Origin of the sequence: Clostridium tyrobutyricum DSM 2637 = ATCC 25755 = JCM 11008, assembly GCF_000359585.1 — a bacterium.
GTDB lineage: Bacteria > Bacillota > Clostridia > Clostridiales > Clostridiaceae > Clostridium_B > Clostridium_B tyrobutyricum.
This window is the reverse complement of the sequence record NZ_APMH01000024.1, coordinates 1-22277: the sequence shown is the minus strand read 5'-3', so window position 1 is coordinate 22277 and position 22277 is coordinate 1. Positions and strand designations below refer to the sequence as shown.

Below are 22277 nucleotides of genomic sequence, written 5' to 3'. Positions count from 1 at the left end.
TATGGAATATTCTCCTTTATATTAATTCTTATACTTCAATTCTACTATCTTAGACTTCAATGATTTTATAGAGTCATCATCTAAATTATATAGGAATTTTAATATAATTTTATTATTATCTGTATTATCCCTTACACTCTTATATCTACCAGGGGATGTTATTACAACATCTGAATTTTCTATAATATTTTTTAATTTATTCCGATTGATTGTATTGGTATATTCAATATCTATATTCCCAAGTCCAGCTCTTTCAAGTGCCCCTCGAGCCTTAAACATAAATTCATTAGAAATGCATACAAAAGCAAATTTAGTTTTTTCAGGATAGCGTGCAATTTTAACTATAGTCTCCAAATCAACATTTATCGCCACTCCTATTACTTCTTTTTTAAATTCTTTAATAAGATGTGTAACTTCATTTACATGATTAAAAGTTGCTATAACAACCTGGCTATTCTCCAATATATTCTTAGTATTATTATTTAAATCTTTTAAATCACTAATTGTAAGTGGTATAACATTTATATCAGTACTTTCCATGAGTTGTTTACTAAACATTTTTGACTGTTCAATATTACATTCTACATATATTGCATTTATCTTGCTCATAATTTTTCTTTTCTCTTTAATTCTTTTAGTTATAATTTCTAAAAATTCAGATGAATCTATTCCTATCTCAAGAGCTTCTTCAAAAGCAAGATCTATAAATTTTGCTATTTTTTGCTCTACATTTTGTATTTTCCATGGGTTTACATCTTCTGCTACAAAAGTACCGCGTCCTTGATATGATTTCAAAACACCTTCTTGTTCAAGCTCATTATATGCGGTACTTATAGTATTTCTACTTACCTTTAATAAAGAAGACAATTCCCTTTCTGTAGGCATTTTATTGCCTACTTTTAAAATATTATTTTTTATCAAATACATTATTTGCTTTTTTAATTGTATATAAAGTGGAATGCTTGTATCCTTATTTAATTTTATATCTATTTTAACCACCTCAGAGTTCATTTGATTAATAACTATGCAAACTAATAGTATCATAATCAACAAGGTAGATGCAATAAACTAAATTCTCATTAGAATTTAATCCTGATTATTATAGTACTCATCTATAGAGTTTGAAATTGAGCTGGCTATACTATCTTGATATTTATCAGATGCTAACTTTTCTCTTTCTCTATCATTTGATAAAAAACCACATTCAACTATTACAGATGGCATAGTATCATTTTCTCTAAGTATTTTATATGAATTCAATGCTGCTTTTTCCTGTCTATCATTATCCTTGTCTAAATCCTTTTTCAAATTATTTTGCAATATTTTTGCAAATATTTTACTTTTCTCATTTTTAGAATACCATACTTGAGCTCCATAATACTTTGATTGAGGAAACATATTTAAATGTATGCTTATAAACATATTACATTTTGTATCCTTTTTCATCTTCGCTCTATTATTTAAGTCTTCTACTTTCTTTTTTCTTATTCTTCCATTTTCAGTATACAGTCCAGTATCATTTTCTCTTGTCATAACAATTTTATATCCACGTTTCTTTAAAGTATTCTTTAATTTATTACTAATTTTTAAGTTTATATCCTTTTCCTTAATACCATCTTTACTTTCAGCACCACCATCTATTCCTCCATGACCTGGATCAATTAATATAATTATATCTTTCTTCTTATTTAAAGAATTAGAGTAAACTATATTTTGAAAAAATACCAAAAATAATCCACATATGATCATAGTAACAAATATCTTTTTATTAACTTTTTTCATAATACATTATCACTCCTATAAATTATCATTCCATATTATTTTGCCTTTTGTATATAAATAATATACAAAAGGCAAAAAGATTTATATAAATCTTTTTGCCTTTTATCAAATTCAATAATAATTTATAAGCAACATCTTCAATATAATTCAAAACATATTGAAAATACATATATGTAGAAAAAATTTGCAAGCTATCTCTTTGAAAACTGTGGTGCTCTTCTTGCTTTCTTAAGACCATATTTCTTTCTTTCTTTCATTCTTGGATCTCTTGTTAAAAATCCTGCTTTTTTGAGTTCTAATCTCAAGTTTTCATCTGCCTTTAAAAGAGCTCTTGAAATTCCATGTCTTATAGCTCCAGCCTGACCAGTAAATCCTCCTCCTTGAACATTTACTAGTACATCAAATTTACCCTTTGTTGAAGTTAATTCCAATGGCTGATTAACTACAACCCTTAATGTTTCCAAACCAAAATATTCTTCAATATCTCTCTTATTTACTATTACCTTACCATCTCCTGGTACAAGTCTAACCCTTGCTACTGATTCTTTTCTTCTTCCTGTTCCGCAATACTGAACCTTAGCCATTTTTTTATCCTCCTTTCAAACTTTAAATTAATATTTTAATTCCAATACTTCTGGTTTTTGAGCTTCATGATTATGCTCTGAGCCCTTGTATACTTTTAATTTTTTAAACATCTGTCTTCCTAATACTCCCTTTGGAAGCATTCTTCTAACAGCCTCTTCAAATACAAATTCTGGTTTTTTCTGTAGAGCATCTCTATATGGAGTCTCCTTCAATCCGCCGGCATACAGTGAGTGATGTCTTAAAAACTTCTGATCTAATTTTTTACCAGTTAAAACTACTTTTTCTGAATTTATTACTATAACAAAATCTCCAGTATCTACATGTGGTGTAAATATAGGCTTGTTTTTACCTCTTAATATTGAAGCAACTTGACTTGCTATTCTTCCTAATGGCTTTCCAGCTGCATCAACAACATACCACTTTCTTTGAATATCTTGTGCTTTGGCAATATATGATTTCATTTGGTTTTCCTCCTTGAACTCTCTTATTATTACGTTTCTCTATATAAAGATCCGGGGCTAGTGGATCTTTTATTCTTAGATACAAACATTTATATTATAATACAATCATCCTGGCGTGTCAATGTATGACAAGTAACAAGTTAAAATATTATTATACTATCAATAGAAAACTTTTTCTAGACATAGTCCTCTAGCAGGAGCTGGTTTTCCTGCTTTTGACCTATCTTTAGATCTTAATATATCAAGTACATACTCAGGGCTAAATCTTCCAACTCCAACTTCCAATAACGTACCTACCATAATTCTAACCATATTATATAAAAATCCATCTCCAGTAACAATAAACTTTATTAAGTTTTCCTGTTTTGAAACAGTAAATTTTTTTATTGTTCTAACGGATGTTTTGGCAGAACTTCCATTAGATTTAAATGCTGAAAAGTCATGCTTTCCTATAAAAAACTTACATGCAGTTTTCATATTATCAATATTTAATCTTCTTTGAAAATAGTATATATAATTTCTTCCAATTGCAGGCCTATTATTACCAATTATAATAGTATAACTATATTCTTTACCTATAGTATTATATCTAGAATGAAAATTAATATCTACTTCTTCAGATTTTAATACTACTATATCTTCTGGCAATTGTGAGTTTAAAACCATTTTAAACTTAGATGATGGTATCTTACTGTCAGTTAAAAAATTGCATGTAAATTGTCTTGCATGAACTCCTGAATCTGTTCTGCTGCATCCTATAGTATTACAATACTTACCTGTTGATTTCTGAATTGCCATTTCTAACTTTTCCTGTATTGTCATAGCATTTTTTTGCCTTTGCCAACCTGAGTAATTTGTTCCATCATACTCAATAACAAGCTTGATATTTTTCATTAATGCCACCATATTCTACTCAAAACCGATACAACAGTCAGGAGTATTACAACTAAAGAGGCTGTATAATCTCTATTAGTAATCTTAAGTTGTTTCATCCTAGTTCTTCCTTCGCCGCCCCTATAACATCTGGATTCCATAGCCATAGCAAGCTCATCAGCTCTTCTAAAAGAACTTATAAAAAGAGGAACTAAAATTGGTACAAGGCTCTTTGCTCTATGAATTAAATTACCAGATTCAAAATCAGCTCCTCTTGCCATTTGAGCTTTCATTATTTTATCAGTTTCATCCATAAGTGTTGGTATAAATCTAAGCGCTATTGTCATCATCATAGCCAATTCATGGGCTGGTACTCCTATTTTCTTCATTGGATTTAATAACTTTTCTATTCCATCTGTTAATTCTATTGGTGATGTAGTCAGGGTTAAAAGTGATGTTCCTATTATCAAAAATACAAGTCTTAATACCATAAAAGCAGCTAAAATTAATCCTTCACTATATACAGTTATGATTTTCCATTTGAATAATGGAGGATTTGCTCCTGTAGTCATAAATATATTCAATACCGCTGTTATAAGTGCTAAAATTAAAATAGGTTTTAATCCCTTATATATATATCCAAATTTCACCTTAGATATAATGATTGAAATAAAAGTAAAGGCCACTATAAATATATATCCTCTAAAGCTATTCATTATAAATAAATCTATAATATAAACTATAGAAATCAATATCTTTACTCGCGGATCTAACTTATGGACAAAAGAATTTCCAGGTATGTACTGTCCTATTGTAATATCCTTAATCATAATTAGCTTCCCTATCCTTTATTTAATATTCTAAGTATTTCATCTTTAGCTTGTTGTACTGTAAATACACTTGTAGACATATTAAATCCTTTTTTATTTAATTTTTTTGCTAGATATGTTACTTGTGGAACAGCAAGACCTACACTTTCTAAAGTATCAGCTTCTGAAAATACTTCTTGGGGAGTGCCATCCAATATACATTTCCCACTATCCATAACTAAAATTCTATCTGCAAGCTTAGCTACATCTTCCATACTATGTGATACTAATATTATAGTCATATTATATTCTTTGTGTAAGTCTTTTATCTTACCTAATATTTCATCTCTACCTTTTGGATCAAGTCCTGCTGTAGGTTCATCTAATATAAGGACTTTAGGTTCCATTGCAACTACACCAGCTATAGCTACTCTTCTTTTTTGACCCCCACTTATCTCAAAAGGAGATTTATCCTTATATTTATCATATTCTAATCCAACCATATTCATTGCTCTTTTTACTCTTTTATTTATGTCATCATCACTTAGTCCTAAATTTCTAGGGCCAAAAGCAATGTCTTTTTCAATAGTCTCTTCAAATAATTGATATTCTGGATATTGGAATACAAGTCCAACCTTTTTTCTTATAAAACTTAAATTTGTATTTTTATCTGTTATGTCAACTCCATCTACTATTATCTTACCTGAATCAGGCTTTAAAAGACCATTGACATGTTGAATAAGTGTAGATTTTCCTGAGCCTGTATGACCTATAAGGGCCACAAATTGTCCTTCTTCAATCGTAATAGAAATATCATTTAATGCTTTCTTTTCAAAAGGTGAACCTTTCATATATATATGAGTTAAATGTTCTATCTTAATTGACATAATTCATTCACCATCTCATCTATAGTTAATATATCTGATTTTATATTTATTCCACTTTTTCTAAGTTCATAAGCCAACTCTGTCATTTGAGGAACATCAAGTCCTATATGCTTCATTTTCTCAACTTGGCTAAATATTTCTCTAGGAATACCCTGCATTATAACTTTTCCATCATCAACTACAAGTATCCTATCTGCTTGTGCAGCTTCCTCCATATAATGAGTAATTAATACAATAGTCATATTATAGCTATTATTTATTTCCCTTATAGTATTCATTACTTCTTTTCTACCTGAAGGATCCAACATGGCTGTAGATTCATCAAAAATTACACAATCAGGTCTCATAGCAAGAACTCCTGCTATGGCAACTCTTTGTTTTTGTCCCCCGGAAAGTAAATGAGGCGCATGTCTCCTATATTCATACATATTTACTTTCTTTAAACAATCATCTACTCTGTTTCTTATATCTTCAGGAGCAATTCCTAAATTTTCAGGACCAAAAGCAACATCTTCTTCTACTATAGTTGCAACAATTTGATTATCTGGATTTTGGAATATCATACCTGACTTTTGTCTTATATTCCATAAATCTTTTTCATCGGAAGTATCCATATTTTCTATATACATTTTTCCGCTAGTAGGAACTAAAAGTGCATTTATATGTTTAGCTATAGTAGATTTTCCAGAGCCATTTCTTCCTAAAATGGCTAAAATTTCTCCCTTTTTAACTTGAAATGTAACTCCATTTACTGCCAATTTAGAGTTGTTCTCATTTATATCCATATACTTAAAGCTTATATTTTGACAATCTATCATATTTTCTTTCATATAAACACCCCATAATTAGTTGTATTAAAAAGTTCCTGACACTTTTTCACTTTAATCTGCTAATACTAAATATACCATGTTTAAAGAATAAGTTAAAGGATATCTATAGAAAATTTAAATATAATAAAATGGGGATTAAGCTAGCTTACTTAATCCCCCCAAGAGTTTTCTATACTAACTCCAATATAACTAACTCAGCTCCGTCGCCTCTTCTTGGACCCATTTTATACATTCTTGTATATCCACCATTTCTTTCATTGTATTTAAGAGCTATAGTATCAAATAATTTTTTTACAACTTCCTCTTCTGTTACAAATGAAAGCACCTGTCTTCTAGCATGAAGATCTCCTCTTTTAGCTAAAGTGATCATCTTTTCAGCTATATTTCTAGTTTCCTGTGCTCTTGTGGATGTAGTCTGAATTTTTTCATGTTTTAAAAAGCTTGTAACTAAATTTCTAAGCATTGCTTTTCTCTGATCAGTCGGACGACCTAATTTACGATATGAAGCCATCTATATCCCTCCTTACCTGTACTAGTATAAACTAATTTATTCTTCAATTAATTTCAATGATAAGCCTAAAGCATCTAATTTTTGTTCAACCTCTTCCAGTGATTTCTTTCCAAGATTTCTTACTTTCATCATATCATCCATACTTCTCTCAGTTAATTCCTGAACTGTATTTATTCCTGCTCTCTTTAAACAATTATAACTTCTAACAGAAAGATCTAATTCTTCAATTGTCATTTCAAGAACTTTTTCCTTCTTGTCTTCCTCTTTTTCAACCATTATTTCAACATTGTTTGCATGATCAGTAAGAGTCATAAATAGCTTAAAATGTTCTATTAAAATTTTAGCTGACAAGCTAACAGCCTCATCCGGCATTATAGTTCCATTAGTCCATACTTCAAGAGATAACTTATCATAGTCGGTAATCTGACCAACTCTTGTATTCTCAACATTAAAATTAACTCTCTTTATAGGTGTGTATATGGAATCCACAGGAATTGTACCTATTGGCATATCCTCAGTTTTATTTCTAGCTTGAGACACATATCCTCTACCTGTGTTAACCATAATCTCCATATATAATTTAGCATTGTCATCTAAAGTTGCTATATGTAAATCTGGATTTATTATTTCAACATCACCATCAGTTTTTATGTCTCCTGCCTTCACTTCTCCTGGTCCATCAGCATCTATATATATAGTTTTAGGTTCATCACCATTCATCTTTAAAGCTAATAACTTTATGTTTAAAATTAATTCTGCAACATCTTCTTTTACTCCACGAATAGTTGAAAATTCATGAAGTACTCCATCAATCTTGACATGATTAGCTGCAACTCCTGGAAGAGAAGAAAGTAATATTCTTCTAAGTGCATTTCCAAGGGTAATTCCATAACCTCTTTCCAATGGTTCAACTACAAATTTTCCATAATTACCATCTTCACTTACATCTACACATTCTATTTTTGGCTTTTCTATTTCTAACATGAATATAACCCTCCTTCTATTTATATTATAATTTATTTTGAGGGCAACTGATTTCTATATTAATTACTTACTATATAACTCTACAATTAATGTCTCATTAACAGGAATATCTATATCTTCTCTTGAAGGTTCTCTGACAACTTTTCCTTCAAAGTTCTCTACATTTCCCTCTAACCAAGTTGGTAATGTCTTAGGATTTTCTGCAAAAGTTTTGAATTTTTCTGATGCTTTACTCTTATCAGAAATAGATATAACATCATTTATTGATACTTCATAAGAAGGAATATCTACCTTTTTACCATTGATTAAAAAATGTCCATGAGTAACTAATTGTCTTGCTTCTGATCTTGACTGACCATATCCTAGTCTAAATGCAACATTGTCAAATCTCATTTCAAGAAGTTTTAATAAGTTCTCACCTGTTATACCTCTTTTTCTATCAGCCTTTTTATAATATTTTCTAAATTGTCCTTCAAGTACACCATATATTCTCTTAGCTTTCTGCTTTTCTCTTAACTGCAAACCATAGTTAGATACCTTTTTTCTTCCCTGTCCATGTTGTCCTGGTGCATATCCTCTTCTAGAAAATGCACATTTATCTGTATAACATCTATCTCCTTTAAGGAATAGTTTCAAACCTTCTCTTCTACAAAGTCTGCATACTGATTCAGTATATCTTGCCATTAAAATTTACACCTCCTATTACTAAACTCTTCTTCTTTTTGGTGGTCTACAACCATTATGTGGTATTGGAGTAACATCTTTAATCAAAGTAACTTCCAAGCCTGCAGCTTGAAGAGATCTTATAGCTGCTTCTCTACCTGCTCCTGGTCCTTTAACATATACTTCAATACTTTTTAATCCATGTTCCATAGCTGCCTTAGCTGAAGTTTCAGCTGCCATTTGTGCAGCAAATGGAGTACTTTTTCTCGAGCCCCTAAAACCTAAACCACCTGCACTAGCCCAGGATAAAGTATTTCCAACAGCATCAGTTATAGTAACTATTGAATTATTAAAAGTTGATTTTATATGAGCACAACCGTGTTCAACATTTTTTCTTTCTTTTCTTCTTCTTGTCTTTTTGACTTTAGATCCTGCTGCCATCTATTTACCTCCTTATACTATTTTCTTTTTTCTTGCTCCCACTAATTTCTTAGGTCCTTTTCTAGTTCTTGCATTTGTCTTTGTCTTTTGTCCTCTAACAGGAAGACCTCTTCTATGTCTTATTCCTCTATATGAACCTATTTCTATTAATCTCTTTATATTAAGAGCTCTTTCTCTTCTTAAGTCTCCCTCAACTGTCAAATTCTTTATATAATCTCTTAAAAGATTAACTTCTTTTTCTGTTAAATCTTTTACTCTTGTGTCAGGATTTACTCCTGTCTCTTTAAGAATTTTTCGAGCAGTTGATAAGCCTATTCCATATATATATGTTATTCCTATTTCTACTCTTTTTTCCTTTGGCAAATCAATACCTGATATTCTTGCCATATTAAATTACACCTCCTGATTATCTAATTGGTTTGTTAAGGATTATTTCTAAATAATTCTATTTTTATATAAAGTTCTAAGGTAAGCAGAAATATTTTATTCTGCTACAGCCGCACCTTAAAACAATATTAACTAAAATATTAATTTGTTCAAGTTAGCCCTGTTTTTGTTTGTGTTTAGGATTTTCACATATTACCATTACTTTTCCTTTTCTCTTTATTACTTTACATTTTTCACACATGGGCTTAACTGATGGTCTCACTTTCATAGCTAATCCTCCTTAATTACTTTGCTCTCCAGGTTATTCTTCCACGAGTTAAATCGTAAGGAGAAAGTTCTACTGTAACTTTATCGCCTGGTAGTATTCTTATAAAGTTCATTCTTAATTTACCAGATATATGTGCTAATATTTTATGTCCGCTTTCTAATTCTACTTCAAACATTGCATTAGGTAAAGATTCTACAACTGTACCTTGCATTTCTATAACATCATCTTTTGACATAAGGCAATCAAACCTCCTTGTTCTTGTCGTAAGATTGCAAAAAACTTTTTATCATGGAGTTTGTAACAATAGCATTATTATCCAAATTTTTTTATTATGAACCATACAACTTGTAAAAGTCAAATGTTTAAGTTTCTTCTTTTAAATCTAGATAAAACTACTTTTCCAATATAACTATTCCTGTTTATCTAAGGTTATTATTTTAGCTCCATTCTCCAATATAGCAATTGTATTTTCATAATGTGCTGATAAACTTCCATCTACAGTTACAACTGTCCAGTTATCTTGTCGAACTTTGACATTATGTTTTCCAATACTAATCATCGGTTCTACAGCTAAACACATACCCTTTATAAGCTTAGGGCCTCTTCCCGGTGCACCAAAATTTGGTATTTCAGGTTCCTCATGTATGTCACGACCTATGCCATGACCTACATAATCCCTTATAACTGAATATCCGAGACTCTCAGCATATTGTTGAATGGCATGAGATATATCAGTAAGCTTATTACCTACTATAGCTTGCTCTACACCCTTAAAAAAACTTTCTTTAGCTGTATCTATTAAACTTTGTGCTTCTTTAGAAACATTTCCAACAGGAAAAGTTCTAGCTGCACCTCCATGATATCCATCTAGTATGGCACCACAATCTATACTTATTATATCTCCTTCCATCAAGATTTTATCCTTTGATGGAAGCCCATGAACTACTTCATCATTAACTGAAGTACATATAGATGCTGGAAACTGACAATAACCTTTAAATGATGGAATTGCATTTTGAGATCTTATATATTCATCTGCAATTTTATCCAATTCATAAGTAGTTATCCCTGGCTTTATTGATCCATAGATCTTTTCCAGTGTATCAGATACCACTCTCCCCGAGCGTTTCATAAATTCAATTTCTCTATTAGTTTTTATTATTATCATCCAAATAAGCCTCCAAAGAGATTTTCACTCTTTTAAAAACTTCATTTATATCTCCAGTACCATTTATTGTAGATAGTTTGTTTTGTTTCTTATAATAACCTATTAAAGGTTGTGTTTGCTCATCATATATATTTAATCTATCCTTAACAGTTACTTCCGTATCATCTTTCCTTTGTACTACATCCCCACCACAAATATCACATTTGCCATTTACTTTAGTAGGATTAAATTTCACATGATAACTAGCACCACAAGATGAACATACTCTTCTTCCAGTCATTCTCTCTAGAATTGATTCTTTAGGAACATCTATAAGTAATGTTGTATCTATTTTTTGATCTTTATTATCTAAGAATAAATCTAAAGCTTCTGCTTGAGTTACTGTCCTGGGAAATCCATCTAACAAAAATCCATTTTTACAATCTTCATTCCCTAATCTATCTTTCACTATATCTATAGTCACTTCATCTGGTACTAATTTGCCTGCATCCAAATAACTTTTTGCTTTCAGTCCAAGCTGAGTTTTTTCCGCAATATTTTTTCTGAAAATATCTCCTGTAGATATATGTGGTATAGAATATTTTTCACTAATAAACTTAGCTTGAGTACCTTTTCCAGCTCCCGGAGGTCCTAACAAAACTATTTTCAATTGCATCATCTCCAAAATTATCTTTACTTTAAGAATCCATGATAATGACGCATTACTAATTGAGATTCTATTTGTCTCATGGTTTCAATTGCAACATTTACTATTATAAGCAACCCAGTTCCACCAAAATATATACCCTTAAAGTTTGTGAAAGCTTCTCCAACTATAGGAGCTATTGCGATTATTCCTGCAAATCCGCCTCCTAAAATTGCTACTTTCGTCAATACTTTCTCTATATACACAGCTGTTGGTTCACCTGGTCTTATTCCAGGAATGAATCCCGAAGATTTATTCATATTTTCTGCCATCTCTTCTGGCTTCATAGTTACTTGAGTATAAAACCATGTAAAAAAGATTGTCAACAGAAAATATAGTAATGCATACTCCCAACTACTTTGTTTAAATGGGCTAAAGCTTCCTGTCATTACAAATTTATAAAAAGATGAGTTAGGCCAAAATTGTCCTATAGTCATTGGAAATTGCATAACAGATATAGCAAATATTATTCCTATAACTGCCGATCCATTAACATTGATAGGTATATGTGTTGATTGACCCTTATACATCCTTCCACCAGCAGTTTTACCTGCATATTGAATAGGAATTCTTCTTTCAGATAAACTCATAACCACTACAGCTACAAAAAGCACTACTATAATTGCCAAGAAACCAATTACTTCAACAAAATTAACTATTTGAGTCTGCTGAAGTTTTAAAATTCCAGACATTGTAGATGGAAATCTTGAAATAATATTTATAAATATTATAAGAGAAACTCCATTTCCAATTCCATGTTCAGTAATTTTATCGCCAAACCACATTAAAAATGTAGAAGCCGTTGTTACAGTAAGTATTATTATAAACATATTTAACTTATTGGATGGATCTACAAGTGCTCCAGCACTAGCTATTATAGCATATATACTAAAGCCCTGTATTATGCCTAAAGGAACAGATGCATATCTTGTATATTCCTGTATTTTCTTTCTTCCTTCTTCTCCCTCTTTAGACAACTGTTCCAAACGAGGTACAGCAACTGTAAGTAGCTGCATTATAATGGAAGAGTTAATAAATGGGACAACTCCCATGGCGAATATACTAAATCTACTTAATGCTCCTCCTGATATAAGATCATAAAAATTAATTAAAGATCCTCCCTTAGTTAAACTTGCTAACTTCGCAGTATCGATTCCAGGAACAGGAATAAAATTTCCCATCCTGAAAATTACTATCATAAATAGTGTAAATAATAATCTTTTTCGTATTTCCGGAGCTTTCCAGGCATTACGTAAGGTTGCAATCACCCTATATCACCTCAACTTTTCCTCCAGCAGCTTCTATTTTTTCTGCTGCAGCTTTGGTAAATTTAGCTGCTTTTACTGTAAGTTTTTTATTTAACTCACCATTTCCAAGTATTTTTAATCCATTTTTAGATTTTTTAATTATTCTCTTCTGTAAGAGTAACTGTGGAGTTACTTCTGTTCCATCTTCAAATATATTTAATCTGTCAATATTTATCTGCGAATATTCTTTTGCAAATATATTAGTAAAGCCTCTTTTAGGTATTCTTCTGAACAATGGCATTTGTCCGCCTTCAAATCCTAATCTAACTCCTCCACCAGATCTAGCCTTCTGTCCGTTTTCACCCTTACCGGCATTTCTACCTAATCCTGAACCAGTACCTCTGCCAACTCTTTTAGGTGCCTTTCTTGATCCTGGTGCAGACTTTAATTCATGAAGTTTCATTTGCATTCACACCTCCTCTTATTATGCTTCTTCAACTTTTAAAAGATAGCTCACTTTGTTTATCATACCTCTTATTTGAGGAGTATCTTCTTTTTCTACTACACTTCTAATCTTTCTTAATCCAAGTGCCTGAACTGTAGCTATATGATCCTTTTTTCTTCCTATTAAACTTTTCTCCAAAGTTACTTTAATTTTAGCCAAAGGTATTACCTCCTAACCTAAAATTTCTTCAACAGTTTTACCTCTAAGTACAGCAACTTGTTCTGCTGTTCTTAATCTTGATAAACCGTTAATAGTGGCATTTACCATATTTATTGGATTATTGGTTCCAAGTGACTTTGCTCTAACATCTTTTAATCCTGCAAGTTCAAGTACTGCCCTAGCTGGGCCTCCAGCTATGACTCCTGTTCCTTCTGATGCAGTTTTTATAAGTACTCTTCCAGTACCAAATTCGCCAATTATATCATGTGGTACAGTAGTACCAACTATTGCAACATCAACTAAATTCTTTTTAGCATCTTCTATGCCCTTTCTAATTGCTTCAGGTATTTCTATAGATTTACCAGTTCCTACACCTACGTGTCCTGCTTCATCTCCAACTACAACAAGTGCACTAAATCTAAAATTTCTACCACCTTTAACAACCTTAGCAACTCTATTTATAAATACAACTTTTTCTTTAAGATTTAAAGTGCTAGGATCAATTCTCATTAATTTCCCTCCTTTTTTAGAATTTTAAACCAGCTTCCCTTGCACCTTCTGCAAGATTTTGAATTCTTCCGTGATATATATATCCGCCTCTATCAAACACAACTTTGTTAATTCCCTTTTCAATAGCTCTTTTAGCAATAATTCCGCCTATAACTTTAGCAGCTTCTTTATTGCTTCCTATTCCTTCAAAGTCTTTATCAAGGCTTGATGCAGAAACTAAAGTTGTTCCTTCAATGTCATCTATTACTTGAGCATATATATTCTTTTCACTTCTATAAACTGCAAGTCTTGGTATTTCTGAAGTTCCAAAAATTTTCTTTCGAACTCTTAGATGACGCTTTTTTCTTAACTTTTTTTTGTCATCTTTCTTAAACATACAGGTTCACTCCTTTCTACTACTTCTTACCAGTTTTACCTTCTTTACGTCTTATATGTTCATCTTGATACTTGATTCCTTTTCCCTTATAAGGTTCTGGTTTTCTCCAATTTCTTATGTCTGCTGCTACATCTCCAACCAATTCTTTATCTATACCTTTTATTACTACTTGGTTAGCAGTTGGTGTTTCAAAACTTATTCCTTCAATAGCCTCAACTTCTACTGGATGTGAATATCCAAGATTCATAACTAATTTCTTACCTTTAAGTTGAGCTCTATATCCTACTCCTATTAAATCCAAAGTTTTAGAATATCCTTCTGTAACTCCAAGTACCATATTATTTATAAGTGCTCTAGTTAATCCATGCAAAGCTCTAGTTTGTTTTTCATCATCATGTCTTTTAACTACTACATGGTTATCTTCAACTTCTATATTCATTTCTTTTCTTAAAGCTTTAACTAGCTGACCTTTAGGCCCCTTTACAGTAACTAAATTTTCTGGTGCCACTGTAACTGTTACGCCATTTGGAATAGCTATTGGAAGCTTCCCTATTCTTGACATTATTACACCTCCTGTGGTATTCGTAGGACATTACCATATGTAACAAAGTACTTCTCCGCCTACTCCTAATTTTCTTGCTTCTTTATCCGTAACAATTCCCCCAGAAGTTGATATTATAGCAACCCCTAGTCCATTTAATACTTTAGGAATTTCTTCTTTTCTGCAATAAACTCTTAATCCTGGTTTTGAAATTCTTTTTAATCCAGTTATAACTCTCTGTTTATTTTCACCATACTTCATGGAAAATTTTATCATATTAATAGAGCCATCTGTATATTCTTCTAAATCTTTTATATATCCTTCTTGAAGCATTATATTTAATATAGCCTTCTTAATGTTTGAAGAAGGTACTTCTACTATCTCATGTCTAACAATATTTGCATTTCTTATACGTGTAAGTAAATCTGCGATAGGATCAGTCATTACCATTTATTGTGCCTCCTTTCATCTATATTAACAATTACCAACTTGCTTTTCTGCACCCAGGTATCTCACCTTTATATGCAAGTTCTCTAAAACAAATACGACATATTCCATACTTTTTTAATACAGAATGTGGTCTTCCACATATTCTGCATCTAGTATAAGCTCTAGTTGGATATTTTGGTGTTTTCTTGCATTTTTCTATCAAAGCTTTACGTGCCAAATTCTTCCCTCCCTAATTTTGAGCAAATGGCATACCAAGGAATCTAAGTAATTCTCTTGCTTCTTCATCAGTATTAGCAGTTGTAACAAAGATTATATCCATTCCTCTTACTTTATCTATTTTATCATATTCTATTTCAGGAAATATTAACTGTTCTTTAATTCCTAATGAATAATTTCCTCTTCCATCAAAAGATTTATCAGAGACTCCTGAAAAATCTCTAACTCTTGGAAGCGCAACATTAATTAGCTTATCTGCAAATTCATACATATATTGCTTTCTTAAAGTAACTTTACAGCCTATTGGCATATTTTCTCTTATTTTAAAATTAGCTACTGACTTCTTAGCCCTGGTTAAAACAGGCTTTTGACCTGTAATTATAGTCAAGTCACTTACTGCTGATTCTAAAACTTTTGGATTATCTTTAGCTTCTCCAACACCCATATTTATAACTATCTTTTCTAACTTTGGTGCCTGCATTACATTTTTATATTTAAACTTTTCTACTAAAGCAGAAACTATTTCTTTATTATATTTTTCTTTTAATCTTGAACTCATATTTTGCCCTCCTTTCAAAGATTAGAATGTTTCTCCGCACTTTTTACATACTCGTACTTTTGTTCCATCGTCCAATATTTTATGACTTATTCTTGTAACACTTTTACATTTATTGCAATAGAGCATCACTTTAGAACTATATATTGGCGCTTCCTTATGGATTATGCCACTTTCTACATTGGCTTTATTTTGTTTTTGATGTTTTGTAACTACATTTACATCTTTTACAATAACTTTACCAGCCTTTGGATTTACCTGTAATACTTCGCCAATTTTTCCCTTATCTTTTCCCGATATCACCATAACTGTATCTTTTTTTCTTACATGCACTTTTGCCACTATAGACACCTCCTTATCTTATAGAACTTCAGGTGCTAATGATAATATTTTTGTAAAATCCTTATCTCTTAGCTCTCTTGCAACTGGTCCGAAGATACGAGTTCCTCTTGGTTGCTTATCATCTTTTATTAAAACTGCAGCATTTTCATCAAATTTTATGTATGAGCCATCTGTTCTCTTTAGACCTCTTACAGATCTTACTATAACTGCTCTTACAACTTCTCCTTTTTTAACAACTCCGCCTGGTGTTGCACTTTTAACGCTTGCAACTATTATATCTCCGATGTTTCCCCACTTTCTTTTGGAACCACCTAATACTCTAACACACATAATTTCTTTAGCGCCAGAATTATCTGCAACTTTCAACAATGTCTGTTGCTGAATCATTGAAATACCTCCTTTCAACTTACCTATTTAGCTTTTTCAACTATTTTAACAAGTCTCCATCTCTTATCCTTAGATAAAGGCCTAGTTTCCATTATCAACACTCTATCATTAATATTCGCTTCATTACTTTCATCATGAGCTTTAAATCTAGTAGTTCTGTTAATTATTTTTCCATATAGTGGATGTCGAACTTTTGTTTCTACAGACACTACTATCGTCTTATCCATTTTATCAGAAACAACTTTACCTATTGTTGTCTTTCTATTTCCTCTTTCCACATGACAACCTCCCTTCAATCTACTGTTCTAATATCCTTAGTTCATTTTCTCTAAGGATAGTCTTAACTTGTGCTATAGACCTTTTTACTTCTTTTATCCTCATTGGGTTTTCTAGCTGACCTACAGCCAATTGAAATCTCAAATTAAATAATTCAGATTTGAAATCAACTAATTTAGCCTGTAAATCTTGAGGGCTATTCTGTCTTAATTCTTGCAATTCTTTAGCCTTCATTACTTTCACCACCCACTTCTTCAAAATCTTTTCTAGTTACAAATTTAGTTTTTATAGGTAATTTATAGGCTGCAAGTCTCATAGCTGCTCTAGCTATTTCTTCACTTACACCTGACAACTCAAATAATACTCTATCTGGCTTAACAACTGCTACCCAATATTCTGGTGAACCTTTACCAGAACCCATACGAGTTTCTGCTGGCTTTTCGGTAATTGGTTTATCAGGGAAAATTTTTATCCAAAGTTTTCCACCTCTTTTAATATACCTATTTATAGCTATTCTTGCTGCTTCTATTTGATTGCTTGTAATCCAACCACACTCGGTAGCCTGTATAGCATAATCTCCATATGCTATGAAATTACCCCTTGTAGCTCTACCTTTCATTCTACCACGTTGTACTTTACGATGTTTAACTCTTTTAGGCATTAACATATCGTATTCCTCCTTTCCTATGCATTAACTTCTTTTTTACTCTCAGCATTTTTCTTAGTTGGAAGCACTTCTCCTCTATAAGTCCAAACTTTTACTCCGATTTTTCCATAAGTAGTATCTGCTTCTGCAAATCCATAATCTATATCAGCTCTTAGAGTCTGAAGAGGGATCGTGCCTTCATGATAAGATTCAGCTCTTGCTATTTCTGCACCGCCAAGTCTTCCCGAACAAGTAGTTTTAACTCCCTTAATTCCAGACCTCATTGCTCTTTGTATTGTCTGTTTCATAGCTCTTCTAAATGAAATTCTCTTTTCAAGTTGAACCGCTATATTTTCAGCCATCAGTTGTGCATCCGCTTCTGCTGACTTTACTTCAACTATGTTAATCAATATAGTTTTTCCTTTAATTATCTTCTGTAATTCAACTTTGAGTGCTTCTATTCCTTGACCGCCTTTTCCTATTACCATTCCAGGCTTAGCTGTGAATATATTCAACTTAATTCTCTTAGCAGCTCTTTCTATCTGAATTTTTGAAACTCCTGCTATTTTAGTTCTTTCTTTTACAAAAGTTCTTATAATATTATCTTCAACTAAATTATCTGCAAAATTTTTCTTATCAGCATACCATTTAGCATCCCATTCTTTAATTACACCAACTCTAAAACCGTGTGGATGTACTTTCTGTCCCATATATTTCCCTCCTTTTACTATTCTTTTTCTTTGACTACCAAAGTTATATGGCTGCTTCTCTTTTTTATACCAAACGCTCTTCCTTGAGCATGTGGTTGAAATCTTTTTAATGTTGGGCCTTGACATGAATATGTCTCAGAAATATACAAATTATTAGCATCTAAGTCCAAATTATTTTCGGCATTAGCTACTGCTGATTTAAGCAATTTACCAACTACTACAGCTGCATCTTTAGGAGTATATTTTAAAATAGCAAATGCTTCATTTACAGCTTTCCCTCTTATTAAATTAAGAACTATCTCAACTTTTGTTGAAGACATTCTTACATATTTAACTATAGCCTTAGCTTCCATATTTTCTACCTCCTTTCAAACTACTAGTTTGCTTTAACCGGACTTGCAACAGTAGTTGTCTTTTCAGTTTTTATAACGTGTCCTCTATAAGTTCTAGTTAATGCAAATTCTCCAAGTTTATGGCCTACCATATCTTCAGATATATATACTGGAACATGTTTTCTTCCATCATGAATTGCTATAGTATGACCTATCATCTGTGGAAATATAGTTGAACTTCTTGACCATGTCTTTATAACTTTTTTTTCACCTTTTTTATTCATATCATTTATTCTCTTTAATAATACCTCTTGAACATAAGGTCCTTTTTTAACTGATCTACTCAATTTTTAGCCTCCCTTCACTAATTACATAAAAATAGTTTAAGGAAGAGAATATATATTCTCTTCAAACTATTTACTATTTCTATTTTTAACTATAAGCTTATCTGAATACTTTTTATTCTTTCTAGTCTTATATCCTAAAGCTGGCTTACCCCAAGGAGTAAGTGGTCCTGGATGACCTACTGGTGATTTACCTTCACCACCACCATGTGGATGGTCATTAGGATTCATTACAGATCCTCTTACTGTTGGTCTTACTCCCAAGTGTCTTCTTCTTCCTGCTTTTCCTAAATTAACTATTTCGTGTGTTAAATTTGAAACTATTCCTATTGTAGCTCTACATTCAATTCTAACATATCTCATTTCACCACTTGGCAATCTAAGTGTTGCATAGTTTCCTTCTTTAGCCATAAGTTGAGCTGATGCTCCAGCTGACCTCACAAGTTGAGCTCCTCTGCCCTTTTGAAGTTCTATGTTGTGAATTATTGTACCAACAGGTATATTTACAAGTGGAAGACAATTTCCAACCTTAATATCTGAATTTGGTCCTGAAACTATAACATCTCCAACCTTTAATCCTACTGGAGCTATTATGTATCTTTTTTCTCCATCTACATAATTTATAAGTGCAATATATGCTGATCTATTTGGGTCATATTCTATAGTTGCAACTTTTGCTGGTATTTCGTCCTTGTCTCTCTTGAAATCAATTATTCTATATTTTCTTTTTGCTCCTCCACCAATATGGCGAACTGTTATTCTACCGTTTGAGTTTCTTCCACCACTTTTCTTCAAATCTTTAAGAAGTGACTTTTCTGGTACACTTGTAGTTAATTCTTCAAATGTACTTACAGTCATATTTCTTCTTGAAGGTGTGGTTGGTTTAAATCCTTTAACTGGCATTATGGTATTCCCTCCTTCTTTGCGCTTATCTGGTTATCTAAAACCAATACATGCTTTATATATTATTGCATTCCATCAAAAAATTCTATAGTTTTGCTATCCTCTGAAAGTTTAACTATAGCTTTTTTGTAATCCGGTCTTTTTCCTACATGAACGCCAACTCTTTTAGTTTTTCCTATATATTTTGCTGTTTTTATATCTTCCACAGTTACATCGAATATATCTTCCACAGCCTTTTTTATCATTGGCTTTGTAGCACGTATATCAACTATAAAGGTGTATTTTTTATCAGTCATGCAAGCCATTGTTTTTTCAGTTACAATTGGTCTTCTTATGATATCATAATCAGTATACTTCATTATGCATACACCTCCTCAATTTTTGATACAGCATCCTTTGTTATTATAAGTTTGTCAAATTTCAATAAATCATATACATTTATGTTATTTACTGGCAATGTTCTAACTCCACTTATATTTCTTGCTGATCTATATACATTCTGATCAGACTCTGCTGTAATTATTAATGTTTTCTTTGCTTCAAAAGCATTTAATACGCTTACCATATCTTTTGTTTTTGGAGCATCGATTTTCAAATCATCTAAAACTACTATCTGTTCTTCCTTAACTTTACTAGTAAGAGCAGATTTCATAGCTACTTTTTTCAAGGACTTAGGAACTGATATCCTATAACTTCTAGGTTTAACTGCAAAAACTATACCACCATGAATCCATTGTGGAGCTCTTATTGAACCCTGTCTTGCTCTACCTGTTCCTTTTTGTCTCCAAGGCTTAATTCCACCTCCAGAAACTTCAGATCTTGTTTTTGCTGATTGAGTTCCTTGTCGCTTATTTGAAAGTAATGCAACAACTACTTGGTGAAGTGCATATTCATTAACTTCAACTCCAAATACTTTGTCAGATAATTCTAAATTTCCAACTTTTTTTCCTTCTTTATTAAATAATCCTACTGTAGGCATTCTGTATCCTCCTTTCTATTAAAACTAAGCTTTTATAGTACTTTTTATAGTTACAAATCCTTTGTTAGGTCCTGGTACTCCACCCTTTATTAAAATAAGGTTCTTTTCAGGAATCACCTTAGCAATTTGTAAATTTATCACTGTTGAATTTACATTACCCATATGTCCTGGCATTTTCATATTTTTAAATGTTCTTGATGGATCTGATGCAGCCCCCATTGAACCAACTGCTCTATGAAACTTAGAACCATGAGACATAGGCCCTCTTTGAGCATTCCATCTTTTTATTGTTCCTTGGAATCCCTTACCTTTTGACACTCCTGATATATCTACTTTATCACCTTTTTCGAAAATATCAGCCTTTATTTCTTGACCAACTTCATAGGAATCAATGTCTTCAAGTTTAAATTCTTTCACAAATCTCTTTAAAGCTACATTTGACTTCTGAAAATGTCCTTTAAGTGGCTTATTTACAAGTTTTTCTCTTATATCATCAAAACCTATTTGTATAGCCTCATATCCATCTTTTTCTATAGTTTTTTTCTGTATTATCACACATGGACCTGCTTCAATAACAGTAACAGGTACCACCTTTTTATTTTCATCAAATATCTGAGTCATACCAAGTTTTTTACCCAGTATTGCCTTCTTCATTCGATACACCTCCTCAACATATTAGCGGATCACATAATGCAATCATAATAGTTCGTAATAGTTTTACTCTCTATTACAATTATAATTTAATTTCAATATCAACACCTGCTGGTAGATTCAATCTCATTAGAGCATCTACAGTTTTAGGTGATGGGCTTATAATATCGATAAGTCTTTTATGTGTTCTTATTTCAAATTGTTCTCTTGAATCTTTATATTTATGTGGAGCTCTAAGTACTGTAACAACATCCTTCTCTGTTGGCAATGGTACTGGACCTGCTACTTTGGCTCCAGTAGATTTAGCTGTTTCCACAATTCTTTCTGACGATTGATCTAATATGTTATGATCAAAAGCCTTTAATCTTATTCTTATTTTTTGTTTTGCCATTTAATTTCCCTCCTTTTCATGCACGCTTTGCTTCTTACGTACAACAGTAGATATATTCTATAAACTGTTCCTGGCGTTTCATTATACAGCCAAGGAATACTTCACAGAACCACTGTCATCTGGTTCAAAGACCTAGATTAGTTCAATCAAGAATTACCCGGAAGCCCGGCAACCTCTTGCATCATCACTGTTATAATAATACAACTTCTTAATTATACTATATATTTTTTTAATTTACAAGTAAAAAATAAAATTACTTTTTATATAAATACATAAATATAATTTTATAAAAATAAGTTATAAAGATAATCAAAAGCGTCCTTTCTTTTATCTTTATAACTCATTTAAAAAAGTCCTATCCTATTAATAAAAGTGATATGCTTTTTAATTTTTACAAACAAATTATTCAACAATAGAAGTAA

The 22277-nt window shown here is 31.6% G+C and carries 39 protein-coding genes; all 39 read right to left on the bottom strand.

Annotated features, from left to right (window positions below):
* Positions 1-21: 21 nt before the first annotated feature.
* The 39 genes from J418_RS0110455 to rpsJ all read right to left on the bottom strand — a co-directional run bounded on the left by J418_RS0110455 (position 22) and on the right by rpsJ (position 21855).
* Entirely contained in the window at positions 22-1044 is a 1023-nt protein-coding gene (locus J418_RS0110455) for a GntR family transcriptional regulator (RefSeq protein ID WP_017753015.1), read from the bottom strand.
* Between the two features lie 42 nt (positions 1045-1086).
* Entirely contained in the window at positions 1087-1782 is a 696-nt protein-coding gene (cwlD, locus tag J418_RS0110450) for an N-acetylmuramoyl-L-alanine amidase CwlD (RefSeq protein ID WP_017753014.1), read from the bottom strand.
* Positions 1783-1973: 191 nt separating this feature from the next.
* Complete coding sequence (rpsI, locus tag J418_RS0110440; protein ID WP_017753012.1) at positions 1974-2366, bottom strand: 30S ribosomal protein S9; 393 nt, start codon at positions 2364-2366, stop codon at positions 1974-1976.
* Between the two features lie 27 nt (positions 2367-2393).
* On the bottom strand, positions 2394-2828 hold the full coding sequence (gene rplM, locus J418_RS0110435) for a 50S ribosomal protein L13 (protein ID WP_017753011.1): 435 nt from the start codon (positions 2826-2828) through the stop codon (positions 2394-2396).
* 159 nt (positions 2829-2987) lie between these two features.
* Complete coding sequence (gene truA / locus J418_RS0110430; RefSeq protein WP_017753010.1) at positions 2988-3722, bottom strand: tRNA pseudouridine(38-40) synthase TruA; 735 nt, start codon at positions 3720-3722, stop codon at positions 2988-2990.
* On the bottom strand, positions 3722-4531 hold the full coding sequence (locus J418_RS0110425; RefSeq protein ID WP_017753009.1) for an energy-coupling factor transporter transmembrane component T family protein: 810 nt from the start codon (positions 4529-4531) through the stop codon (positions 3722-3724). Before J418_RS0110425 ends, truA begins: the two co-directional genes overlap by 1 nt.
* Before the next feature lie 11 nt (positions 4532-4542).
* Positions 4543-5397 (bottom strand): energy-coupling factor transporter ATPase, encoded by an 855-nt coding sequence (locus J418_RS0110420; RefSeq protein ID WP_017753008.1) that lies wholly within the window; start codon positions 5395-5397, stop codon positions 4543-4545.
* Positions 5382-6227, bottom strand: a complete 846-nt coding sequence (locus tag J418_RS0110415) for an energy-coupling factor transporter ATPase (protein WP_017753007.1) — start codon at positions 6225-6227, stop codon at positions 5382-5384. The genes J418_RS0110420 and J418_RS0110415 overlap by 16 nt, the downstream gene beginning before the upstream one ends.
* A 169-nt stretch (positions 6228-6396) precedes the next feature.
* Positions 6397-6738: a 50S ribosomal protein L17 gene (rplQ, locus tag J418_RS0110410; RefSeq protein ID WP_017753006.1), complete on the bottom strand. Its 342-nt coding sequence runs from the start codon at positions 6736-6738 to the stop codon at positions 6397-6399.
* Between the two features lie 36 nt (positions 6739-6774).
* Positions 6775-7722, bottom strand: a complete 948-nt coding sequence (locus J418_RS0110405; RefSeq protein ID WP_017895539.1) for a DNA-directed RNA polymerase subunit alpha — start codon at positions 7720-7722, stop codon at positions 6775-6777.
* Between the two features lie 63 nt (positions 7723-7785).
* Positions 7786-8406 carry a 30S ribosomal protein S4 gene (gene rpsD, locus J418_RS0110400; RefSeq protein WP_017753004.1) on the bottom strand — a complete coding sequence of 207 codons (621 nt, stop codon included), beginning with the start codon at positions 8404-8406 and terminating at the stop codon, positions 7786-7788.
* 21 nt (positions 8407-8427) lie between these two features.
* Positions 8428-8826: a 30S ribosomal protein S11 gene (gene rpsK, locus J418_RS0110395; protein ID WP_017753003.1), complete on the bottom strand. Its 399-nt coding sequence runs from the start codon at positions 8824-8826 to the stop codon at positions 8428-8430.
* Between the two features lie 12 nt (positions 8827-8838).
* Positions 8839-9213: a 30S ribosomal protein S13 gene (gene rpsM, locus J418_RS0110390; protein ID WP_017753002.1), complete on the bottom strand. Its 375-nt coding sequence runs from the start codon at positions 9211-9213 to the stop codon at positions 8839-8841.
* 154 nt (positions 9214-9367) lie between these two features.
* Positions 9368-9481: a 50S ribosomal protein L36 gene (gene rpmJ, locus J418_RS0110385; protein ID WP_017753001.1), complete on the bottom strand. Its 114-nt coding sequence runs from the start codon at positions 9479-9481 to the stop codon at positions 9368-9370.
* A gap of 16 nt (positions 9482-9497) precedes the next feature.
* Positions 9498-9716: a translation initiation factor IF-1 gene (gene infA, locus J418_RS0110380; RefSeq protein ID WP_017753000.1), complete on the bottom strand. Its 219-nt coding sequence runs from the start codon at positions 9714-9716 to the stop codon at positions 9498-9500.
* 174 nt (positions 9717-9890) lie between these two features.
* Positions 9891-10649, bottom strand: coding sequence for a type I methionyl aminopeptidase (map, locus tag J418_RS0110375; protein ID WP_017895538.1), 759 nt, complete (start codon positions 10647-10649; stop codon positions 9891-9893).
* Positions 10630-11298: an adenylate kinase gene (locus J418_RS0110370; protein WP_017752998.1), complete on the bottom strand. Its 669-nt coding sequence runs from the start codon at positions 11296-11298 to the stop codon at positions 10630-10632. The genes map and J418_RS0110370 overlap by 20 nt, the downstream gene beginning before the upstream one ends.
* Positions 11299-11321: 23 nt before the next feature.
* Positions 11322-12602 carry a preprotein translocase subunit SecY gene (secY, locus tag J418_RS0110365; RefSeq protein WP_017752997.1) on the bottom strand — a complete coding sequence of 427 codons (1281 nt, stop codon included), beginning with the start codon at positions 12600-12602 and terminating at the stop codon, positions 11322-11324.
* 1 nt (position 12603) lies between these two features.
* Positions 12604-13044, bottom strand: a complete 441-nt coding sequence (gene rplO / locus J418_RS0110360; RefSeq protein WP_026093979.1) for a 50S ribosomal protein L15 — start codon at positions 13042-13044, stop codon at positions 12604-12606.
* 21 nt (positions 13045-13065) lie between these two features.
* A complete protein-coding gene (rpmD, locus tag J418_RS0110355; RefSeq protein WP_017752995.1) occupies positions 13066-13245 on the bottom strand; it encodes a 50S ribosomal protein L30 in 180 nt (59 codons plus the stop codon).
* 12 nt (positions 13246-13257) lie between these two features.
* Complete coding sequence (gene rpsE / locus J418_RS0110350) at positions 13258-13755, bottom strand: 30S ribosomal protein S5 (RefSeq protein WP_017752994.1); 498 nt, start codon at positions 13753-13755, stop codon at positions 13258-13260.
* A gap of 16 nt (positions 13756-13771) precedes the next feature.
* A complete protein-coding gene (gene rplR, locus J418_RS0110345) occupies positions 13772-14131 on the bottom strand; it encodes a 50S ribosomal protein L18 (protein ID WP_017752993.1) in 360 nt (119 codons plus the stop codon).
* A 19-nt stretch (positions 14132-14150) separates the two neighbouring features.
* Positions 14151-14693, bottom strand: coding sequence for a 50S ribosomal protein L6 (rplF, locus tag J418_RS0110340; protein ID WP_017752992.1), 543 nt, complete (start codon positions 14691-14693; stop codon positions 14151-14153).
* A gap of 30 nt (positions 14694-14723) precedes the next feature.
* A complete protein-coding gene (gene rpsH / locus J418_RS0110335) occupies positions 14724-15122 on the bottom strand; it encodes a 30S ribosomal protein S8 (RefSeq protein WP_017752991.1) in 399 nt (132 codons plus the stop codon).
* A 31-nt stretch (positions 15123-15153) separates the two neighbouring features.
* Complete coding sequence (locus J418_RS0110330; protein ID WP_017752990.1) at positions 15154-15339, bottom strand: type Z 30S ribosomal protein S14; 186 nt, start codon at positions 15337-15339, stop codon at positions 15154-15156.
* Positions 15340-15351: 12 nt separating this feature from the next.
* On the bottom strand, positions 15352-15897 hold the full coding sequence (rplE, locus tag J418_RS0110325) for a 50S ribosomal protein L5 (protein WP_017752989.1): 546 nt from the start codon (positions 15895-15897) through the stop codon (positions 15352-15354).
* A 21-nt stretch (positions 15898-15918) separates the two neighbouring features.
* On the bottom strand, positions 15919-16236 hold the full coding sequence (gene rplX / locus J418_RS0110320; protein ID WP_017752988.1) for a 50S ribosomal protein L24: 318 nt from the start codon (positions 16234-16236) through the stop codon (positions 15919-15921).
* A gap of 18 nt (positions 16237-16254) precedes the next feature.
* Positions 16255-16623, bottom strand: coding sequence for a 50S ribosomal protein L14 (gene rplN, locus J418_RS0110315; RefSeq protein WP_017752987.1), 369 nt, complete (start codon positions 16621-16623; stop codon positions 16255-16257).
* 23 nt (positions 16624-16646) lie between these two features.
* The gene (rpsQ, locus tag J418_RS0110310; RefSeq protein ID WP_017752986.1) at positions 16647-16901 is read right to left on the bottom strand and encodes a 30S ribosomal protein S17; all 255 of its coding nucleotides are present in this window, start codon (positions 16899-16901) and stop codon (positions 16647-16649) included.
* Positions 16902-16920: 19 nt separating this feature from the next.
* Positions 16921-17133, bottom strand: coding sequence for a 50S ribosomal protein L29 (gene rpmC / locus J418_RS0110305; RefSeq protein ID WP_017752985.1), 213 nt, complete (start codon positions 17131-17133; stop codon positions 16921-16923).
* On the bottom strand, positions 17123-17566 hold the full coding sequence (gene rplP, locus J418_RS0110300; protein WP_017752984.1) for a 50S ribosomal protein L16: 444 nt from the start codon (positions 17564-17566) through the stop codon (positions 17123-17125). The genes rpmC and rplP overlap by 11 nt, the downstream gene beginning before the upstream one ends.
* Positions 17567-17583: 17 nt before the next feature.
* Positions 17584-18255, bottom strand: coding sequence for a 30S ribosomal protein S3 (rpsC, locus tag J418_RS0110295; protein WP_017752983.1), 672 nt, complete (start codon positions 18253-18255; stop codon positions 17584-17586).
* 17 nt (positions 18256-18272) lie between these two features.
* Positions 18273-18608 carry a 50S ribosomal protein L22 gene (gene rplV, locus J418_RS0110290; protein WP_017752982.1) on the bottom strand — a complete coding sequence of 112 codons (336 nt, stop codon included), beginning with the start codon at positions 18606-18608 and terminating at the stop codon, positions 18273-18275.
* Positions 18609-18631: 23 nt separating this feature from the next.
* A complete protein-coding gene (rpsS, locus tag J418_RS0110285; protein ID WP_017752981.1) occupies positions 18632-18934 on the bottom strand; it encodes a 30S ribosomal protein S19 in 303 nt (100 codons plus the stop codon).
* 66 nt (positions 18935-19000) lie between these two features.
* Positions 19001-19834, bottom strand: a complete 834-nt coding sequence (rplB, locus tag J418_RS0110280; RefSeq protein WP_017752980.1) for a 50S ribosomal protein L2 — start codon at positions 19832-19834, stop codon at positions 19001-19003.
* 62 nt (positions 19835-19896) lie between these two features.
* On the bottom strand, positions 19897-20193 hold the full coding sequence (gene rplW, locus J418_RS0110275) for a 50S ribosomal protein L23 (protein ID WP_017752979.1): 297 nt from the start codon (positions 20191-20193) through the stop codon (positions 19897-19899).
* Positions 20193-20813, bottom strand: a complete 621-nt coding sequence (gene rplD / locus J418_RS0110270; protein ID WP_017752978.1) for a 50S ribosomal protein L4 — start codon at positions 20811-20813, stop codon at positions 20193-20195. The genes rplW and rplD overlap by 1 nt, the downstream gene beginning before the upstream one ends.
* 24 nt (positions 20814-20837) lie before the next feature.
* Entirely contained in the window at positions 20838-21467 is a 630-nt protein-coding gene (gene rplC, locus J418_RS0110265) for a 50S ribosomal protein L3 (protein ID WP_017752977.1), read from the bottom strand.
* A 79-nt stretch (positions 21468-21546) separates the two neighbouring features.
* Positions 21547-21855, bottom strand: a complete 309-nt coding sequence (gene rpsJ / locus J418_RS0110260) for a 30S ribosomal protein S10 (RefSeq protein ID WP_017752976.1) — start codon at positions 21853-21855, stop codon at positions 21547-21549.
* Between the last annotated feature and the right edge of the window lie 422 nt (positions 21856-22277).

Bases quoted from the DNA above. Each gene is read 5' to 3' on its own strand.
- J418_RS0110455 (WP_017753015.1), bottom strand. From the start codon at position 1,044: ATGATACTATTAGTTTGCATAGTTATTAATCAAATGAACTCTGAGGTG.
- cwlD (WP_017753014.1), bottom strand. From the start codon at position 1,782: ATGAAAAAAGTTAATAAAAAGATATTTGTTACTATGATCATATGTGGA.
- rpsI (WP_017753012.1), bottom strand. From the start codon at position 2,366: ATGGCTAAGGTTCAGTATTGCGGAACAGGAAGAAGAAAAGAATCAGTA.
- rplM (WP_017753011.1), bottom strand. From the start codon at position 2,828: ATGAAATCATATATTGCCAAAGCACAAGATATTCAAAGAAAGTGGTAT.
- truA (WP_017753010.1), bottom strand. From the start codon at position 3,722: ATGAAAAATATCAAGCTTGTTATTGAGTATGATGGAACAAATTACTCA.
- J418_RS0110425 (WP_017753009.1), bottom strand. From the start codon at position 4,531: ATGATTAAGGATATTACAATAGGACAGTACATACCTGGAAATTCTTTT.
- J418_RS0110420 (WP_017753008.1), bottom strand. From the start codon at position 5,397: ATGTCAATTAAGATAGAACATTTAACTCATATATATATGAAAGGTTCA.
- J418_RS0110415 (WP_017753007.1), bottom strand. From the start codon at position 6,227: ATGAAAGAAAATATGATAGATTGTCAAAATATAAGCTTTAAGTATATG.
- rplQ (WP_017753006.1), bottom strand. From the start codon at position 6,738: ATGGCTTCATATCGTAAATTAGGTCGTCCGACTGATCAGAGAAAAGCA.
- J418_RS0110405 (WP_017895539.1), bottom strand. From the start codon at position 7,722: ATGTTAGAAATAGAAAAGCCAAAAATAGAATGTGTAGATGTAAGTGAA.
- rpsD (WP_017753004.1), bottom strand. From the start codon at position 8,406: ATGGCAAGATATACTGAATCAGTATGCAGACTTTGTAGAAGAGAAGGT.
- rpsK (WP_017753003.1), bottom strand. From the start codon at position 8,826: ATGGCAGCAGGATCTAAAGTCAAAAAGACAAGAAGAAGAAAAGAAAGA.
- rpsM (WP_017753002.1), bottom strand. From the start codon at position 9,213: ATGGCAAGAATATCAGGTATTGATTTGCCAAAGGAAAAAAGAGTAGAA.
- rpmJ (WP_017753001.1), bottom strand. From the start codon at position 9,481: ATGAAAGTGAGACCATCAGTTAAGCCCATGTGTGAAAAATGTAAAGTA.
- infA (WP_017753000.1), bottom strand. From the start codon at position 9,716: ATGTCAAAAGATGATGTTATAGAAATGCAAGGTACAGTTGTAGAATCT.
- map (WP_017895538.1), bottom strand. From the start codon at position 10,649: ATGATAATAATAAAAACTAATAGAGAAATTGAATTTATGAAACGCTCG.
- rplO (WP_026093979.1), bottom strand. From the start codon at position 13,044: ATGAAACTTCATGAATTAAAGTCTGCACCAGGATCAAGAAAGGCACCT.
- rpsE (WP_017752994.1), bottom strand. From the start codon at position 13,755: ATGAGAATTGATCCTAGCACTTTAAATCTTAAAGAAAAAGTTGTATTT.
- rplR (WP_017752993.1), bottom strand. From the start codon at position 14,131: ATGTTTAAGAAAGATGACAAAAAAAAGTTAAGAAAAAAGCGTCATCTA.
- rplF (WP_017752992.1), bottom strand. From the start codon at position 14,693: ATGTCAAGAATAGGGAAGCTTCCAATAGCTATTCCAAATGGCGTAACA.
- rpsH (WP_017752991.1), bottom strand. From the start codon at position 15,122: ATGGTAATGACTGATCCTATCGCAGATTTACTTACACGTATAAGAAAT.
- rplE (WP_017752989.1), bottom strand. From the start codon at position 15,897: ATGAGTTCAAGATTAAAAGAAAAATATAATAAAGAAATAGTTTCTGCT.
- rplN (WP_017752987.1), bottom strand. From the start codon at position 16,623: ATGATTCAGCAACAGACATTGTTGAAAGTTGCAGATAATTCTGGCGCT.
- rpmC (WP_017752985.1), bottom strand. From the start codon at position 17,133: ATGAAGGCTAAAGAATTGCAAGAATTAAGACAGAATAGCCCTCAAGAT.
- rplP (WP_017752984.1), bottom strand. From the start codon at position 17,566: ATGTTAATGCCTAAAAGAGTTAAACATCGTAAAGTACAACGTGGTAGA.
- rpsC (WP_017752983.1), bottom strand. From the start codon at position 18,255: ATGGGACAGAAAGTACATCCACACGGTTTTAGAGTTGGTGTAATTAAA.
- rplV (WP_017752982.1), bottom strand. From the start codon at position 18,608: ATGGAAGCTAAGGCTATAGTTAAATATGTAAGAATGTCTTCAACAAAA.
- rplB (WP_017752980.1), bottom strand. From the start codon at position 19,834: ATGCCAGTTAAAGGATTTAAACCAACCACACCTTCAAGAAGAAATATG.
- rplW (WP_017752979.1), bottom strand. From the start codon at position 20,193: ATGAAGTATACTGATTATGATATCATAAGAAGACCAATTGTAACTGAA.
- rplD (WP_017752978.1), bottom strand. From the start codon at position 20,813: ATGCCTACAGTAGGATTATTTAATAAAGAAGGAAAAAAAGTTGGAAAT.
- rplC (WP_017752977.1), bottom strand. From the start codon at position 21,467: ATGAAGAAGGCAATACTGGGTAAAAAACTTGGTATGACTCAGATATTT.
- rpsJ (WP_017752976.1), bottom strand. From the start codon at position 21,855: ATGGCAAAACAAAAAATAAGAATAAGATTAAAGGCTTTTGATCATAAC.